Source organism: Micromonospora zhanjiangensis, assembly GCF_042650605.1.
Lineage (GTDB): Bacteria > Actinomycetota > Actinomycetes > Mycobacteriales > Micromonosporaceae > Micromonospora_J > Micromonospora_J zhanjiangensis.
The window spans coordinates 1-15,584 of the sequence record NZ_JBHSBN010000040.1; the positions used below are offsets into that span (position 1 = coordinate 1).

The 15,584-nt window shown below is 69.6% G+C and carries 20 protein-coding genes, 1 tRNA gene and 2 pseudogenes; 8 read left to right on the top strand and 15 right to left on the bottom strand.

Features of this window, described 5'->3' with window-relative positions; translation table 11 throughout:
- Positions 1 to 127: 127 nt before the first annotated feature.
- The 3 genes from ACFOX0_RS31160 to ACFOX0_RS31170 form a co-directional block, all read right to left on the bottom strand.
- Positions 128 to 1,705 (bottom strand): RHS repeat domain-containing protein, encoded by a 1,578-nt coding sequence (locus tag ACFOX0_RS31160; protein WP_377552713.1) that lies wholly within the window; start codon positions 1,703 to 1,705, stop codon positions 128 to 130.
- Between the two features lie 228 nt (positions 1,706 to 1,933).
- Positions 1,934 to 2,308, bottom strand: a complete 375-nt coding sequence (locus ACFOX0_RS31165; protein ID WP_377552715.1) for a YciI family protein — start codon at positions 2,306 to 2,308, stop codon at positions 1,934 to 1,936.
- A complete protein-coding gene (locus ACFOX0_RS31170; protein WP_377552717.1) occupies positions 2,305 to 3,093 on the bottom strand; it encodes an HAD family hydrolase in 789 nt (262 codons plus the stop codon). Before ACFOX0_RS31170 ends, ACFOX0_RS31165 begins: the two co-directional genes overlap by 4 nt.
- 108 nt (positions 3,094 to 3,201) lie before the next feature.
- Here ACFOX0_RS31170 and ACFOX0_RS31175 point away from each other — a divergent pair, with 108 nt between their 5' ends.
- The 6 genes from ACFOX0_RS31175 to ACFOX0_RS31200 all read left to right on the top strand — a co-directional run bounded on the left by ACFOX0_RS31175 (position 3,202) and on the right by ACFOX0_RS31200 (position 7,556).
- A complete protein-coding gene (locus ACFOX0_RS31175; protein WP_377552719.1) occupies positions 3,202 to 3,624 on the top strand; it encodes a hypothetical protein in 423 nt (140 codons plus the stop codon).
- Complete coding sequence (locus ACFOX0_RS31180) at positions 3,618 to 3,845, top strand: helix-turn-helix transcriptional regulator (protein ID WP_377552721.1); 228 nt, start codon at positions 3,618 to 3,620, stop codon at positions 3,843 to 3,845. Before ACFOX0_RS31175 ends, ACFOX0_RS31180 begins: the two co-directional genes overlap by 7 nt.
- Before the next feature lies 1 nt (position 3,846).
- A complete protein-coding gene (locus ACFOX0_RS31185; RefSeq protein ID WP_377552723.1) occupies positions 3,847 to 4,821 on the top strand; it encodes an NAD(P)-dependent alcohol dehydrogenase in 975 nt (324 codons plus the stop codon).
- 140 nt (positions 4,822 to 4,961) lie between these two features.
- Entirely contained in the window at positions 4,962 to 6,203 is a 1,242-nt protein-coding gene (locus ACFOX0_RS31190; protein ID WP_377552725.1) for a sensor histidine kinase, read from the top strand.
- A 41-nt stretch (positions 6,204 to 6,244) separates the two neighbouring features.
- Positions 6,245 to 6,841, top strand: coding sequence for a LuxR C-terminal-related transcriptional regulator (locus ACFOX0_RS31195; RefSeq protein ID WP_377552789.1), 597 nt, complete (start codon positions 6,245 to 6,247; stop codon positions 6,839 to 6,841).
- A 10-nt stretch (positions 6,842 to 6,851) separates the two neighbouring features.
- Complete coding sequence (locus ACFOX0_RS31200; protein ID WP_377552727.1) at positions 6,852 to 7,556, top strand: hypothetical protein; 705 nt, start codon at positions 6,852 to 6,854, stop codon at positions 7,554 to 7,556.
- A gap of 19 nt (positions 7,557 to 7,575) precedes the next feature.
- On the opposite strand, the gene ACFOX0_RS31205 is transcribed toward ACFOX0_RS31200, so the two are convergent.
- From ACFOX0_RS31205 to ACFOX0_RS31240, 8 genes are all read right to left on the bottom strand, one after another.
- Complete coding sequence (locus ACFOX0_RS31205; protein WP_377552729.1) at positions 7,576 to 8,172, bottom strand: PIN domain-containing protein; 597 nt, start codon at positions 8,170 to 8,172, stop codon at positions 7,576 to 7,578.
- A gap of 3 nt (positions 8,173 to 8,175) precedes the next feature.
- A complete protein-coding gene (locus tag ACFOX0_RS31210) occupies positions 8,176 to 8,634 on the bottom strand; it encodes an excisionase family DNA-binding protein (protein WP_377552731.1) in 459 nt (152 codons plus the stop codon).
- Between the two features lie 299 nt (positions 8,635 to 8,933).
- Positions 8,934 to 9,128 (bottom strand): hypothetical protein, encoded by a 195-nt coding sequence (locus tag ACFOX0_RS31215; RefSeq protein WP_377552733.1) that lies wholly within the window; start codon positions 9,126 to 9,128, stop codon positions 8,934 to 8,936.
- A complete protein-coding gene (locus ACFOX0_RS31220) occupies positions 9,125 to 9,319 on the bottom strand; it encodes a hypothetical protein (RefSeq protein WP_377552735.1) in 195 nt (64 codons plus the stop codon). The genes ACFOX0_RS31215 and ACFOX0_RS31220 overlap by 4 nt, the downstream gene beginning before the upstream one ends.
- Complete coding sequence (locus ACFOX0_RS31225) at positions 9,316 to 9,531, bottom strand: hypothetical protein (RefSeq protein ID WP_377552737.1); 216 nt, start codon at positions 9,529 to 9,531, stop codon at positions 9,316 to 9,318. Before ACFOX0_RS31225 ends, ACFOX0_RS31220 begins: the two co-directional genes overlap by 4 nt.
- Positions 9,532 to 9,744: 213 nt before the next feature.
- The gene (locus tag ACFOX0_RS31230) at positions 9,745 to 10,977 is read right to left on the bottom strand and encodes a helix-turn-helix domain-containing protein (protein ID WP_377552739.1); all 1,233 of its coding nucleotides are present in this window, start codon (positions 10,975 to 10,977) and stop codon (positions 9,745 to 9,747) included.
- Positions 10,978 to 11,105: 128 nt separating this feature from the next.
- A complete protein-coding gene (locus ACFOX0_RS31235) occupies positions 11,106 to 11,417 on the bottom strand; it encodes a hypothetical protein (RefSeq protein ID WP_377552741.1) in 312 nt (103 codons plus the stop codon).
- 180 nt (positions 11,418 to 11,597) lie between these two features.
- Positions 11,598 to 12,056: a hypothetical protein gene (locus ACFOX0_RS31240; RefSeq protein ID WP_377552743.1), complete on the bottom strand. Its 459-nt coding sequence runs from the start codon at positions 12,054 to 12,056 to the stop codon at positions 11,598 to 11,600.
- 243 nt (positions 12,057 to 12,299) lie between these two features.
- On the opposite strand from ACFOX0_RS31240, the pseudogene ACFOX0_RS31245 reads away from it, so the two are divergent.
- Positions 12,300 to 12,560: pseudogene (locus ACFOX0_RS31245) on the top strand (transposase); the annotation flags it as partial.
- A 59-nt stretch (positions 12,561 to 12,619) separates the two neighbouring features.
- Here ACFOX0_RS31245 and ACFOX0_RS31250 read toward each other — a convergent pair.
- From ACFOX0_RS31250 to ACFOX0_RS31260, 3 genes and pseudogenes are all read right to left on the bottom strand, one after another.
- A pseudogene (locus tag ACFOX0_RS31250) lies at positions 12,620 to 12,739 on the bottom strand (hypothetical protein); the annotation flags it as partial.
- Positions 12,740 to 13,258: 519 nt separating this feature from the next.
- Positions 13,259 to 13,330: transfer RNA gene (locus tag ACFOX0_RS31255), tRNA-Val, on the bottom strand.
- 51 nt (positions 13,331 to 13,381) lie between these two features.
- A complete protein-coding gene (locus ACFOX0_RS31260; protein WP_377552747.1) occupies positions 13,382 to 13,873 on the bottom strand; it encodes a TIGR02611 family protein in 492 nt (163 codons plus the stop codon).
- Positions 13,874 to 14,222: 349 nt separating this feature from the next.
- Between ACFOX0_RS31260 and ACFOX0_RS31265 the strand changes: the two genes are divergently transcribed.
- Complete coding sequence (locus ACFOX0_RS31265) at positions 14,223 to 14,654, top strand: SsgA family sporulation/cell division regulator (RefSeq protein WP_377552749.1); 432 nt, start codon at positions 14,223 to 14,225, stop codon at positions 14,652 to 14,654.
- Between the two features lie 6 nt (positions 14,655 to 14,660).
- On the opposite strand, the gene ACFOX0_RS31270 is transcribed toward ACFOX0_RS31265, so the two are convergent.
- A complete protein-coding gene (locus ACFOX0_RS31270; protein WP_377552751.1) occupies positions 14,661 to 15,437 on the bottom strand; it encodes a glucose 1-dehydrogenase in 777 nt (258 codons plus the stop codon).
- Positions 15,438 to 15,584: the final 147 nt, after the last annotated feature.

Consider the following 15,584-nt stretch of genomic DNA (forward strand, 5'->3'; position numbering starts at 1 on the left):
TCGGCGTTCACCCCGGCCGGCAGGCCAGGCTCCTGCTGCTTCTTCTTCGCCACCGCGGCAGTATCCACGGCGTCAGTCGTCACGGTCATCAGGTGCGTCTCCTTGATCAGGAGTTACACCGTTCTTTTTACAGTCCCTCGGCGATCTCGTCGGCTTTCCTCTGCAGTGCGGCGATGGCTTCGTCGGCTCGGGCGATGGCCTGCTCCGCCAGCCGGATCGCCTTCTGCCATGCCTTGTACGTCTTGAAAGCCCGGTTGATTCCGGACATGATCGCCTTGCCGGCCTTGAAGACCTTGCCCCAGGGGATCAGTCCGACCAGGGTCTGGACGCAGGCGCCGATGTCGCCCTTGGTGAAGCAGTTGATGATGTCGGTGATGCCGAAGAAGTCGAGCAGGAACGCCAGGCCCTGCTCCTTGATCATGTCGAGCAGGGACTTCTTCTTGACCGCTGCCGCCCGCTCCTTCTCCGCCTTGGCGTTGGCGAGGTCGTTGGCGATCTGCTGAGGCGTGGGCGGGGTGGCGGCCGTGCCGGGGTCCGGGCTTGACCCGTTCACCTCGGTGGTCGTGCCGCCGCAGGTGTAGTCGCCGTTACCGGTGCCGCACAGTTCCCGCAGCCCGGTCGCGTCGACATAACTGGTGGGCGAGTTCGACGCGTAGGCGTAGCCGTGCATCTGCTGCGGGTCGGACGGGTCGATGATCGGGTCGACGGAGATGAACCGGCCGGTTTGCGGGTCGTACTCCCGCGCGCCGAGGTGGGTGAGGCCGGTGCCGTCCTTGGTGCCACCGACGAAGCCCTTGTCGTCCGGCCAGAACGTCGGTGCGGCGCCGCGGTCACCGCCGAAGGGCGTGGAGTAACGGCGCTGCAGGGTCTGGCTGGTCGCGTCGACGGTGACGGTGTTGGTGCCGTGGTTGTCGGCCAACTGCCAGGTGAGCTTGTTGTCGTTGGTACGGACTCCGACCGTCTGATCGCCGTGGGTGTAGAAACGGGTCGCGGTCTTGTTGCTTCCGCCGGTGGAGTTCAGTTCCATCCCGGGGAGGTAGACGGTGGTGCCCGAGCCGTCCCGGCGGGCGAGCCGGTTGCCGTCGGCGTCGTAGACGAAGGTGCTCACGACTCCGTTCTCGTCCACCTTCTCCAGGTGACCCTCGGCGTCCCAGGTCAGGGTCTGCCGGTTCGCGCCCGTGCCGGGGCGGCTGGTGGTGTTGCCGGTCTTGTCGTAGCCGTAGGCGATCGTCTTGGTGCCGGCGGGGCCCACGGTCTTGACCTGCGTCAGAGTGTGCGGTTGCGGTTGGCCGGCCGCCGGATAGGTGTACGTGGAGGTGGTGTCGCCGCCAGCGGCGTGCACGACCTCGGTGCGCCGGTTACCAGTGGTGTCGAAGGTCCAACTGTTCCAGTACTTCGCCGGGCCGCCGAGAGCGCCGACACTCCGCACCGCGTCGCAGTCGCCGTTACCGGGCGTCCAGGCTTCGGTGAGCCGGTTGAGGTAGTCGTAGGTGAAGCACTGGTGGTCGGCGGTGGCACCGACCGGGGCGTCGGATGCCTTGAGGACGTGCCCGACCGCGTCGTAGCTGTAGGTGGTGTCGGTGATGTAGTTCAGCGTGCCGGCGGTGCGGGTCGCCGCCCGGACGTTCTGCAACCGGCGGGTGCCGGGCTCGTAGAAGAATTCCTGCTTGATCCACTTGCCGTCCGCGGTGGTGCGGCCGACCACCGAGGGCTCGGCGTAGGAGAGTACGTGGTGGTGTTGACATACGTGGTCGTGCCGGTGCTGGTAGTTCCGTCAGGGTGGTGGGCAACCCGAAGGCTAGTGTCGACCCGGTTCATCCCGGTGTAGGTAGATCAAAGCGATCATGAGAAACAACTGACACCGCGTTGCGCCGTCGGTCGGGCCTCCGGAATGCCCGACCGACGGCGCCTCAGCCTTCCCGCCCCGCCGTCCTCACCATCGCCGGTCGGCCTTGCGGAGCATCGCGTCCTGCTCCTCGTCGGGCATGAGTTCCCGGACCTCCTGCGCACAGCGGCAACCGGCGGCGATCTTGGCGGCCCACCTCAGCGCCTCCTCGCGGGAGGCCACGTCGAGGATCGCGAACCCGCCGATGACCTCCCTGGTCTCCGGGTACGGGCCGTCGGTGACCGTGCCGTCCGCGCCCACGACGCTCGCCTGCTGCCGTTCCAACCCGCCGCCGAACACCCACACGCCGGCGTCCACGGCCTCCTGGACCACCGCGTGCGCGGACTTCGCCACCTCGGGCATCTCCTCGGCGGGGATGTGGTCCATCGCGCCGTCGTTGAACGAGACCACGTACCGCGTCATGCCATGACTCCCTCTGTCCCGGCGGCCCGGTCCGACCGCCTCTCACCCGTGCTACGAACGGCCCGCCCCGGATTCGACACCGTGCCGGACAGATCTTCCGGATCCGGTCGGCGGGTCCGGCCGGCGTTCCCGGCCAGTTTCGCCAGGACGACGTCCAGGGACAGGTCCGTGGCGCTGGTGAGCAGCAGGTCCGCCGCCGTGAAGCGGGCGCCGTCCGCGTACGGGTTCGGCACCGCCACGCAGGGCAGCCCGGCGGCCCGCGCCGCCGCCACGCCGTGCGCGGTGTCCTCGAACGCGACCGCCTCCGGCGCCGGCAGGCCGAGCCGTTCCAGCGCCAGCAGATATACGGCCGGGTCGGGTTTGTGGGCGGTCACCTCCTCGCCGGTCGCCAGGACCTCGAACCGCGCGCGAAGCCCGGCCCGGTCGAGCATCGCGCCCACATGGGTGAGCGGGGAACTGCTCGCCACCGCCAGCCGCAGTCCCAGCTCACCGGCCCGGTCCAACCACCGGACGATGCCCGGTGCCGGCTCCAGTGCCGCGTTCAGGTCCGCCCGGTACGCCATCCGCAGCGCGTGACTGGACGCACGGTCGTAGGCCGGCCCCACCGCCGCGGCGAGCGCGGCGTAGCGCGACTCGTTCGCGTCGCCGCCGTGGTCGGCGAAGAAGCCGTCCAGGGCGAGTTCCAGGCCGTGCCGCCGCCACTCCCAGCGCCAGCTCTCCAGCAGCGTGGTCTCCGTGTCCATCAGCAGGCCGTCGAAGTCGAAGATGAGCGCCTTGACCGTCACCACGGCAGTATGTCAACCCGGTCGGTCGATGTAAAAGAAGCTAGACATCGGGTCAAGTAAGCCTTACATTGGTGGTGTCAAAGATTCTATACATCGAAGGGCTGGGTCATGACGCACCAGGAGAAACGCGCATGGATCATGCTGGTGGTCGCGGTGATCGCGTACGCCGCGTACACGATCATCGTTCTGGGTCGCGCGGCCGGCCGGCCGCTGACCGACGTGCCCTACGCCGCCACCATGCTGTGGAGCATCGGCGCCGCGATCCTCGCCAACATCGTGCTCGACATGGTCACCGCCGGGCCGCGCCGCGCCCGGGTCACCGACGTACGGGACCGGCAGATCGGCCGCCTGGGCGAGCACATCGGACAGTCGTTCGTCGTCATCGGCGCCACGGCCGCCATGTTCATGGCCCTGGCCGGATGGCACCGGTTCTGGATCGCCAACGTGATCTACCTGTGCTTCGTCCTGTCCGCGGTGCTCGGCTCCATCGCTAAAATCGGCATGTACCACGGCAGGCTCCCCCAGTGGTGAAACCGACCCGCGTCACCAACAACATCCGCGCCCTGCGCTTCGCACACGGCGAGATGACCCAGGCCGACCTCGCCGAGCGCATCGGCGTGACCCGCCAGACCGTCATCGCCATCGAACAGGGCCGCTACTCGCCGTCGCTGGAGGTCGCCTTCCAGATCGCCCGCGTCTTCGGCGTCCCCATCGACAACGTGTTCTCCTACACCGATCCCGGGGAGGAATGAGATGAAAGCCATCGTCCAGGACCGCTACGGCTCCGCCGACGTCCTCCAGTTCCGCGACGTCGACCCGCCCACCCCCGGCACCGGCGAGGTCCTCGTCCGGGTCCGCGCCGCCGGCGTCGACCCCGGCGTGTGGCACCTGATGACCGGCCGCCCGTACCTCGTGCGCGCCCTGGGCTTCGGACTGCGCCGCCCCAAGGCCGCCGTCCGCGGCCGGGACCTGGCCGGGGTCGTCGAGGCGGTCGGTGCCGGCGTCACCGGCTTCCGGCCCGGCGACGAGGTGTACGGGACCAGCGACACCGGCTCGTTCGCCGAGTACGCCACCGCTCCCGTCAGCCGCCTGGCCACCAAGCCCGCCCGGCTCTCGTTCGAGCAGGCGGCGGTCACCCCCGTCTCCGGCGTCACCGCGCTGCAGTCCCTGCGTGACTTCGGCCGGGTACGGGCCGGCCAGCAGGTCATGGTCATCGGCGCGGCCGGCGGCGTCGGCAGCTTCGCCGTCCAACTCGCCACGCACTTCGGCGCCGCCGTCACCGGCGTGTGCTCCACCGCCAAGGCCGACCTGGTCCGCTCGCTGGGGGCGGTCGACGTCCTCGACTACACCCGCCAGGAAATCGACCGGGACCCCGGCCGGTACGACCTGATCGTCGACACCGCCGGCAACCGCCCCCTGTCGCTGCTGCGCCGCGCCCTGACCCGCCGCGGCAGCCTCGTACTGGTGGGCGGCGAGCACGGCGGCCCGCTGCTCGGCGGCTTCGACCGGGCGCTGCGCGCGCCACTGCTCTCCGCGTTCGTGGGACAGCGGCTGCGCGGGGCGATGGCCAAGGAGAACGCCGAGGACCTGACATTCCTGGCCGGGCTCGCCGAATCCGGGGCCCTGACGCCGCACCTGGACCGCACGTACCCGCTCGCCCGGGCGGCCGACGCGATCACCTATCTGGCCGCGGGTCATGCCGCCGGGAAGATCGTCCTCACCGTGTGACCTGGCGGTCCGGACCTCGTCAGGATCCGTCGCCGGGCGGGCGGTGGTCCCGGTCCCGGCCGGTTGGTAGGGCCAGGTCTACCCCAGGGGTCGATCCAGCATGCTGTCGGAGATCATGGGCGGCCGCCTAGCCTGGGCACATGACAGACACGCTGCTGCGGGCGGTGACCGGGCGACGGTTCCTGGTGTCGGCCTGGCCGTGGCGTGGGGTCGCCTACTCGGCCACGACGGCGGTGGCCGCCGGCCTGCTCTGGCTCCTGCTGGCGGTGCCGCTGACGCCGGTGCTCTCGGCCGTCGTGGTGCTGCTCGCCGGGCGTACGGTTGGTTATCTGATCGTGGCGGCGGGCCTCGGGCTGGTCGGGGTGGGTCTGCTCGCGCTGTGCGGCCCGCGGCTGGCGCTCGCGACGGCCCGGGCCGAACGGTGGCGGCTCCGGCTGGTCGGCGACGCCCCGCCGTCGCCCGGGCCCGGCGGCCGCCTCTACACCGACCCGGCCACCTGGCGCGCGGTGGCCTACATGGTGCTGCTCGGCGTCGTCGGCCCGATCTGGCTCGGGGTGCTCGGGATCGTCGGGCTGATCATCGCATCGACGCCGATCTCCGTGCACTACCGGCTGTCGGTCATGGACTCCCCGGCCGGAATCGCCGGCCGGATCGGTGGCGGGCTGCTCCTCATCCCGGTCCTGCTCTACCTGACCGCGCTGTTCGGCGGGGCGCACGCCGCGCTGGCCCGGACGCTGCTGTACCCGGAGCCGTCCGAGGAACTGGTCGAGGTGGCCCGGTCCCGGACCCGGCTGACGCACGCGTTCGACGCCGAGCGGCTGCGCATCGAACGCGACCTGCACGACATCGCCCAGCAGCGCCTGGTCGCCCTGACCATGCAGATCGGGATGGCCCGGCTCGACCTGCCGCCGTCGTCGCCGGCCGCCGCCACGCTGGCCGCCGCGCACGACCAGGCCATGACGCTGATGACCGAGCTGCGTGACCTGATTCGGGGCATCAGCCCGCGCACGCTGCGGGAGCTGGGGCTGCGGGCCGCCGTCGAGGAGTTGGCCGCCGCGAGTTCGCTGGACGTACGCGTCGACATCCCCTCGTCGCGTTTCCCGGCGGAGGTGGAGTCGGTCGCGTACGCGGCCATCTCCGAGGCCCTCGCCAACGCCGTGAAACATGCCGCCGCCACCGAGGTCACCGTCACCGTCCGGCGCCGGGCCGACCGGCTGCTGGTCGAGGTCCGCGACGAGGGCGGCGGCGGTGCCGACCCGGTACGCGGATCCGGCCTGACCGGGCTCGCCGACCGGGCCGCCGCGGCCGGGGGCCGACTGCTGCTGTCGAGCCCGGCCGGCGGCCCGACGACCCTGCGGGTGGAGCTGCCGTGCGCGTCGTGATCGCCGAGGACTCGGTGCTGCTCCGGGAGGGGCTGAGCGCGATGCTGCCCCGGTTCGGGATCGAGGTCGTCGCCGCGGTCGGGGACGCCCCCGCGTTGCTGGCCGCGGTCCGCGAACACCGCCCGGAACTCGTGGTCACCGACGTCCGGATGCCGCCGGGCTACACCGACGAGGGGCTGCGGGCGGCCATCGCGCTGCGCGCCGAGAATCCCGGGCTCGCGGTGGTCGCCCTCAGCCAGTACGTGCAGCACAGCTACGCCGGGGAGCTGCTCGCCTCGGGTTCCGGCCGGTCCATCGGCTACCTGCTCAAGGACCGCATCGGCGACGTGTCCGAGTTCGCCGGGCAACTGCGCCGGGTGGCCGAGGGCGGCACGGTGGTCGACCCCGAGGTCGTACGGCAGCTGATGCAACACCGCCGCGACCCGCTCAAACAGCTCTCCCCCCGGGAACGCGAGGTCCTCGCCCTGGTCGCGCAGGGACACTCGAACGCCGCCGCCGCCGGGATCCTGCACCTGACCGAGGCCGGTGTCGTCAAACACATCGGCAACGTCCTCACCAAGCTGAACCTGCCGGTCAGCAACGACACCAACCGGCGGGTGCTCGCCGTGCTCGCGTACCTGCGCAGCCGATCCGACTAGGAGTCCCCTTTTGCTCACCACCACCGCCCGGCGGCGTGACGCCGGGCTCCTCACCATGGCCGTGTTCCTGACCGCCGCGTTCTTCCTCGCCCCGCCGCTGCTGCTGGGCCCCGACCGGCTCGACGAGTTTCCGCGCGCCTTCGTCGCCTACTGGTCCTCGGGTGGTCCGGACTTCCCGGCCGACCTGCAGCACCTCGTCGACCACCAGTTCTCCTACCACCTGATCCGGGTGCTGATCGCGGTGCCGCTGCTCGCGGTGCTGGTGACGCTGGCCGTCCTGCTCCGGCGGTTCCGGCTGCCGATCGGGGTGCTCGCGCTCGTCGCGGCGGTGCTGCTGATCGCCAACGTCCAGGGGGCCGTGTCGCCGTTCGGCACGCTGCTGTGGATCCTGGCCGGCTCAACCGACGCCGAGGTGACCGCCGCCCTGGCCCAGATCCACGACCAGCTCGCCAACGGCCCGGCGTCGCCGGCCCTGACCGTGATGCTGGACGAGTACGTGCGTTGGCACGTGTGGAAGGGTCTGCTGGTCGGCCTTTTGGCAGCCTTTTTCATCGGCCTGTCGGTGGTGACGTGGCGCCGACGCCGGCGGTGGCTCAGCGTGCTCGCGGCGGTGGCGGCCGTGGCCGCACTGGTGGTCGTGGCGGCCAACGTGAACGTCGTGGTGAACCCCGTCCCGGGCTTCCTGATCCTCCTGGAGGTCCCGGGCAGTTGGTGAGGCGCTGCCGATTCGTCGGTCACCTGTCGGGGCGGCGTCCTAGAGACGTGACTGGGACGTCGTCCACAGGCGGCACGTCTTGCCGAACCGCCGCAACGAACCGACGCGCCCCAGCGTTCGCCAGGTAGTCGAGCACCTGCTGAACCGTCAGCTGGTTACCGCGACGGCCGGTGCTTGCCGCCTGTTCGCCGAGAACTCTCAGCAGGGTCCGTCGCTCACGGGCCCACAGATCCAGCAAAACAGCGTCGGGATGCTCGGCGACCACCCCGTGGGGCCGGCAGGCGTCAAGCGGGAAGTCGCGGAGGTTGCAGGTAATGATCGAGTCCGCTCCGCAGGCTACCGCCGCGGCCAGCACGTGACGGTCCTTTGAATCGTTGCGCATTTGGTCGATCAACGGCTCATAGCCGGTGACCAGGGCGTCTTCGAACGCGGCGTTCATGAACGCGATGCGCCGTTCGATAGCCGCCACCGAGACCGGCACATGCCGTCGAACCTCATCGAGTATGGCCGTTGACCATCGCGGTTGGTACAACTCTTCCTCGGCCAGCCGCAGCAGGAAGTCACACAATGCGTTGGGGATCAGAACGTTGGCGTCCAGGACGGCGATCGTTGTCACGTGTCAGGCCGCGTCGTCCGTCTCGGCCGGTGCGGGCTGGCCGTACATGCCCATTTCGACCGCGTCCGCGGTCAGCTCGTCGAGGATCGCCCGGCGGGCTTGACCGCGTCTGTCTCGGTAGGCCAAGACTTGGTCGAGCGGAATCCTGCGGGACGAGTTGGGCCGCGAGTAGCCGATCTCACCGGCTTCCAGCAGCTTGATCAGGGTCGGACGGGACACTCCGAGCAAACCTGCCGCCTCAGTGGTCGTCAACTCCCGGTCCACCGGCACGATCGCAACCCCACGCCCGGACGCCAAGACGTCGGCAATCCTGGTCAACACGTCCCGCACCGACACCGGAACCTCAACCTGAGCCGCACCACGGCGGACGGCCAGCTCTCCCGAGCCCTCATGAAGCAAACTGGCCAACTCGGCCAGCGAAGCACCTTCATCATCCGCTGGCACAACCGCGTCCGTGGCCATGGCCCCTCCTCTCATCCCACGCCAACCACCATCATCCCTCGAAGTGAAAAAAGTGCAACCGCCTTGCCAATTCAGGCGCCGGCTTCACCGTTCGGATGGGTGGGCGTTCGCGTCGCTCGTATCCTCCGCTCGGTGGGGGTGAACGACGCAGGGCCCACCCAGCTTCGTCCAGGCCGGCCCCGTGGGCGCGTTTCGGGCCTACCGACTGCCGCCGGTACCGCGCACGTCCATCACGGTGCCGACCACGACCAGCACCGTGAAGATCAGCAACATCACCCAGAACGGCACCCGGTCGCGCGTCACAGCCTCTCCGTTCGGATGATCGCCGCCGGTGCCGGACCGGCATGCTCTTCCAGGTACCGCCGGGCTGTGGCCCGGGCCTCGCAGTTGTGAACCCTGCAGATCGGGCAGCCGTCCGGCCCGGACCAGTGCTCGGTGACCATCTTCTTCGCCGCCTTGACCAGGTCGGCATGCACCTTCGACGGGTCACTCACGACGCCAACACCCGGGCCGCGAGCCGGTCCAGGTACCGGTGCGCCGACTCCAGCCGGGGGCATCCGTCGTCGGTGCAGTCACCGCAGACCGGTCGCCAGGCGGTGCCCGGTCGCTGCCAGTGTTCGTCGACGGTGGCGTTGGCGGTGGCGACCAGGTCGGTGATGCTGACCGGCACGACCATCGCGGTCACCGGTCGCCGCCGATCCGGCCGGTCGGCGTGGGAGTCCGGTCGCCGTTCTCGGCGCGGGCCAGGCGCAGCAGGCGTTCCTTGGCCTTGGCGGCTTCCTCGGCGTCGGCCTGGCGGGCCGCTCGCAGGATCTTGTCCGGCGTGGGTCGCCGGCTGAACAGTCCCCTCGCGCTCTCCCGGGTAGCCGGGGGCGCGGCGGTGGAGGAAAGGACCACTCCGGATCGAGACGGAGGGAGCACACCGCCGCGCCCCGACGGCCGGGCACGGAGCGTCACGCCGCGAAGCGAGGCGCCGCACCCGGTCTAGGGGCGACCAGCGCACCTATCCGCTGGCCGTGGCTCAATAGTCCGGGTGCGGCGACAGAGAGTGAATGTACGGGCCGTACCGGACCGGACTGAACGTTACGAAGCCGGTACAGTACGTACCAGTTACGCCTCGGCACCCACCAGCGACGCCAACTCGGTCAGCTCGGTCGACATCGCACGCCGCCGAGGCCGTGCAATCGTCTCGACGATGTCCCGCGCGTACCGCTGCTGCCGCAACCACGCCGGCGCCGAGCGCTTGATGCCCGACAGGACCTCCGTCGCGTCAGCGTGCTGGCCCATCTCGGCGTGCGCCCACGCCACATCCAACAGATGCCGATGCCAACTCGACGTCACCGCCGTGCCGCCCCGGACGTCGCCGGCCAGTTCCAGCACCCGACCCGGCTCGCCCGCGACGGCCGCTGTTTCGACCCGCTGCATCTCGACCCGCTGCCGGTCGAACCCGGACACCATCATCAGATGCGCGCCGTCGGGATGCCGTTCACCGATCCGTACCGCGGCTGCGGCCGCTGAGTCGATCATCGTGCTCGCGTCGTCCGGCCGATTGTCGCGCGCCGCAGCGGCAGCGGCGCTCATGAGCAGCCACCCCCACGCCGCCAAGTCATCCGGCCGGGCACGGGAGAACCGCGGTTCGATCGCGTCGGCCGCGCTGACCGCGACGTCCTCCGCCTCACGTAGCCGCCCCTGCCGCAGCAGCAGCCACGTCATGCCTTGCAGCACCGTGGCGCTGATGACCTGGTCGCCGGACCGTTCGGCCGCGTCCAAGGCGGCGGTCAACGCGGCGTACGCCAGGTCACCGGCCCGCAGTTGGATCAGCAGGTTCCCGGTCAGGTGATGCGCCCGGGCGACCAGCGCGTACGCCTGCTCGCGGTGGGTGTCGTCGGCCTCGCCGGCGGCGGTCCGGGCGGCGGTCAGCAGGCCGGGCAACGCGGTGATCGTGGCCGCGTAGTCGTTGCGGTGGTACGTCTGGTCGACGCGGCGCAGCTCGGCCCGGACCGCGTCGAGCGTCGGTGGCTGGTCGGGCTGCGGGCCGGCCGGCCGGTGTCCGGCAAGCCCGCGTGCGGGCATCAGGACGCGGCGCAGTTCCAGCAGTGCCAGCGGTCGCTGGGTCGGTTCGGCTCGGGCGGCGGCCGAGGACGCGTCGCCGATCAGGGCCGTGGTGGGGACGTGGAGTGCTCGGGCGATCCGATGGAGGGTTTCCATCCGGGCCGAGGTGCGTTCGTTGCGCTCCAGCTTGCGGATCGTCTCGACGGAGATGCCGGCGTTCTCGGCCAACTGCTCTTGGGTGAGTGGTAGTGCCCTTCGTATGCGGGCAAGGTTCTCGCCGATCGTCGGCATGGCGCACGCTCCCTGCGATGGTGGACCGGCTCCCGCACGGCCCGGTCCCTCTACTTCGCACGGTACGACCCTGGCTTCAGGGCTGCCAGCCGCTGCGTGGTGTCGCCGTTAGGTGGTCGCGTACGCAGTCAGCCGATCTGCGGGCGTTCGTTTCCCTGCTGTACCGCGCGTTGGTGATCGGTCTTCTCCACCAAGGCCAGCAGGCTCCCGTGGAAAGCTTCATGGGCCGGCCGTTCATCGGCGAAGGTACGGCTGTGATGCACGAGGCGCTTGGCCTCGCCCAGGTCCACGCTCAGCAGCTCGCGGACGGCCTTGATGCACGGGATCATCGGGTATCCCCGCGATCGCATCAGCGAGAGCACAGCCTCGATATCGTCGGCACGGTCAAGCATGTCACGCCCCGCAGCAAGGGCTTCATCGAAGCTCGCCGACCCGTCCATCCGGCAAGAGTACGACCGGTTCGTGTGGTAGCCCTACCCCTCCGACGCCGTGCCACGCTGTGCTTCGCTGCTGTACGGCTCGCCGCTAACGGCATCGTTGGTCTGATTGCCTCGGCTGGGCCCGATGCCGGTGTGCTCCGCTGCTGTGCCGTGGGCAGGGCTCGGACTGGCACTCCTCCGCTATCCGAGTGTCTTGTTGATGAACTCGTCCCGGAAATCCTCGAAGAGCGCGGCCGCGAAGCGCACGCATTCGCGGAGCTGCTCCGCGTTCGCGAATGGAAGCTTGGGCGAGAAGGGCTCCGGAGTGAAATCCGGATCCACCGCCTGGACCACCTGTCGGGCGAGCCTCGGGTACGGGCCGCCGGCGACCACGTCACCGGCGGTCACATAGAGCATGAACTCGGCCGACGAAGTCCGGAACGAGGCCGTCATGACGATCTCGAAGCCGCCGTGCGTCTCAGCGTGCTCGAAGAAGCACTCCCGCGCGGAGTAGACGAAGTCGAGACCGGTCTCCGCCAACACCGCCGCGAGCTCCGCCCGGTCGGGATGGTGGCCCTGCCTGCCCGCCCGTTCATCCAGGCTGGCCAAACGCTCGTAGTAGCGGCGGCCGAAATTGATCCGGCCGGCGAGCTCGATCACTCTGTTGACGAGTTGGTGCGGATCTTGACCTGCACCCACCGCGCCCTCCTCCGTTCAGCCGACCGGACCAGACTATTAATCCAGCAGGAGATCCGTTCTGGCCTGCTCTGACGGTGTGGTTTTGTCCGTGGACGGCAAGCAGCCACCGTCGAGCCTGAGGTTGTGTGGACCAAACAGGATACGGCGGTGGCGGCCGCCTACAGAGTAGACGCTGCACGGTGGTCTGGGCTGTTCGACGAGCTGATGGATGCGATCGGGTCGCGTTCTAGCCGGTCTGAGCCCCGCAGGCGGGTGCGGGACTTCCTGGCCGGACTGCTGGCGCCGTTGCCGACCAAGAATTGCTGGACGATCGCGGAGCACGCCGGTGACGACGGTCCGGGCGGTATGCAGGATTTCATCGGTCGGGCAAGCTGGGACGACGCCATGGTTCGCGCGGACGTGCAGGACTTTGTCGTGGCTCGTCTCGGGCACCCCGACGGTGTCCTGTTGATCGACGAGACGGGTGCGAGCAGGTTGGCGAAGGAGTAGTTCGAGGTGTTGTAGAACGGCCGGCTGGTCGCCTTCTTGACCTCGACCCTCAGCCGGTTCGGGTTGTCGTACTTCGCCGCCAACTCCCGCACCGTTTCCCGGTCTGGCTCGAGGATGCAGTCGAGGCGGCGCAAGATCGTGAGAGGGAGGATCACTTGCCGTACTGGTTGGGGCGGTAGGGGCCCCGAAGCTGGTCCGCGATCGACCAGATGAAACTACCGAGGGTGCTCACGAGGCTCGCTCAACGAAATCTTGGACGCCCAGCGCGAGCCCGCGCGCCGTCCGAACAGGCGTCGCACAGTCTACGACCGATGCCCTCGCGCGACGGGTCCGTCATGGTGCTCTGATCCCCGAACGCTGCCTTTCGCCCCATAGCTCGATACACGACCCCGCCGTCTGGAGCGGCGAATAGACAATCCACCGAACCGGCGGCCGCCAGCAGGCCCGTAAGCCACAACTGGCGCCCCATGATGAGCGCCGGTAGCGGTAGTCCGACTCCTCAAGAGACCAACCGGCGCGCTGATGGGTAACGCCCGGCTGCCGGATGGGTCCAACGCAACGCACACCAGCGCCGGAGGCCCTGCTCCCAATCTGCTTCCAATTAAGGGGTAAGACGTCAGGAGCCCGTTACCGGCTACTCCGGTGACGGGCTCCTGACCTGCATACATGCACGGTGGGCGATACTGGGATCGAACCAGTGACCTCTTCGGTGTGAACGAAGCGCTCTCCCGCTGAGCTAATCGCCCTCAGCGCCGGGAACTCTACCCGATCGCCCCGCCCGCGCGCACATCCGGGGGTCAGTGTGTTGCCAGGTACGCCAGCGCGCGCTGGACCACGTCGATGCCGAAGCTGTACTTCAGGGATGCCCAGACGACCGCCGCGACGAAGGCGAGACCGACGGTACCGAGCAGCGCCCGGACCGGAATGGACTGTCGACCCACCCATTTTGTCCAGCCGCGCACGTTTCGTCGGGTGAATTCGAGCAATCGGCGGGCCCAGATGAATTCGACCGCCCAGATGGCCAGGCCGGCGATGACGATCAGCCAGCCCGGACCGGGCAACGGGATGAGGGCCAGGCCGACCGCGACCACCAACGCTCCGAGGACGGCCACCGTGATCTTGAGCACCACCCGGCCGGTCGGGTTGGCCCGGAGCAGGTCCAGGGTGATCCGTACCCGGCCCCGGCGGGGCTCCCGGCCCGGCGCGTCCCGGACGGTCGTGCCGGAGCCGGCGCCGTCCGGGGGCGGCGTCGACCGCTCGCCCCGGTCGGCCCGCTCATGATTCGACACGTCTCCCCCGCCCCCAACCGCCGCTCGCGGGCCGCGTGACTCTAGGTAAATGCTCCATTGAGGAGATTCATCGCCATTTCCCAGGCCAGTGTCGGCCGCGCCCGTCACTCGACGGGACGACTGGACGTTACCGGAGTGAGTCACTGTCCGGACCACCCACTCCGGGCGGGCTCACCAACTTGGGCAAAACAGATACTTTACATGATTCTTTCCATGCGCACGGCGTTTCCGGACCGCCATCCCACCACCGGGTGAGATCAGAGCATGGCGGAGCGTAGCCACGAGTATCACCTGAGTATGGAAACGCGGAACACGCGCGTTCCGCAGCGGTGCCGGGGGGAGAACGTCCATGAGTGTCATCCGACCGACGACCGTCGAGGTCGAGACGTCGCTAAGGCTTGTCGCGCCTGACGCTACCGCGCTGCCGGTACGCGCCAGTCTACGCTACGATCCTTCTGATCCGTATGCGGTTCATGTCCTGTTTCATGCTGAATCGGCCGGTGGCGAGGCGGTGAGCTGGTCCTTCGCCCGGGAGCTGCTCGTCACCGGGCTCGACGAGCCGGCCGGGATCGGCGACGTCCGGGTCTGGCCGTGGGCCACCCCGCGCGGCGACTTCGTCGCGCTGGCCCTGTCCTCGCCGGACGGGAACGCCCTGTTCGAGGTGCCGCGCAGCGTGCTGGTGCGGTTCCTGCGGCGCACCTACGTGGTGGTGCCCCGCGGCCGCGAGGCCGACCACCTCGACGTCGACACGGCGGTCAACCGCCTGCTGGCCGGTCGCTGACCCTTCTCAGCCGTGCGTGGTGATCCCCCCGTCGACCGGGATCACCGCGCCGGTCAGGTACGAGCCGGCCCGGGACGCCAGGAAGATGGCCGCGCCGGCCATGTCGTCCGGTCGGCCGATCCGGCCCAGCGGGACCTGGTGCTCGATGGTGGCCCGGGCGCTCGGGTCGTCCAGCGCGAACGCCATCATCTTGCTCTCGAATGGTCCGGGCGCGATCGCGTTGACCGTGATCCGTTCCGGCGCCAACTGGTGGGCCAGGCTGCGGGTGAGCATGTGCACCGCCGCCTTGGTCGCCGAGTAGGCGTACACCTCCATCCACGGCACCCGGATCCCGTCGATGGACCCGATGTTGATCACCCGGGCCGGGTCGTCGGCGCTCGCCGACGCCCGCAGCGCCGGCAGCAGGGCCGTGGTGAGGGTGAAGACCGCCTTGACGTTCACCGCCCAGAGCTTGTCGAAGGCGCTCTCCGGGTACGCCTCCAGCGGCGCGCCCCAGGTCGCTCCGGCGTTGTTGACCAGGACGTCCAGCCGGTCGTGCCGGGCGAGCACCCGCTCGGCGAGCCGGCCGGCGCCCTCGACGGTGGACAGGTCGGCCGGGATCGCCTCACACGTCCCCACGGCGGACAGTCGCTCGGCGACGGCCTGGCAGACCTCCGCCTTGCGGGACGACACGATGACGTGCGCGCCCGCCTCGGCGAAACCCTGGGCGATCATCAGTCCGATCCCGCGGGACCCGCCGGTGACCAGCACCGTCTTGCCGTCGACCGCGAACAGGCCAGGCATGCGCACCCTCTCTCCACCACCGGCGACCCGGTGGAACCGGCGACCTGGGCGGGCGGTGGTCGGTCCGCCGGAACTCCGACTACCGCTCGGTAACCTAGTCCGGGCGGCCGGCCCGGACAAGCTGTCCGGACATTACCGGACGCTTTC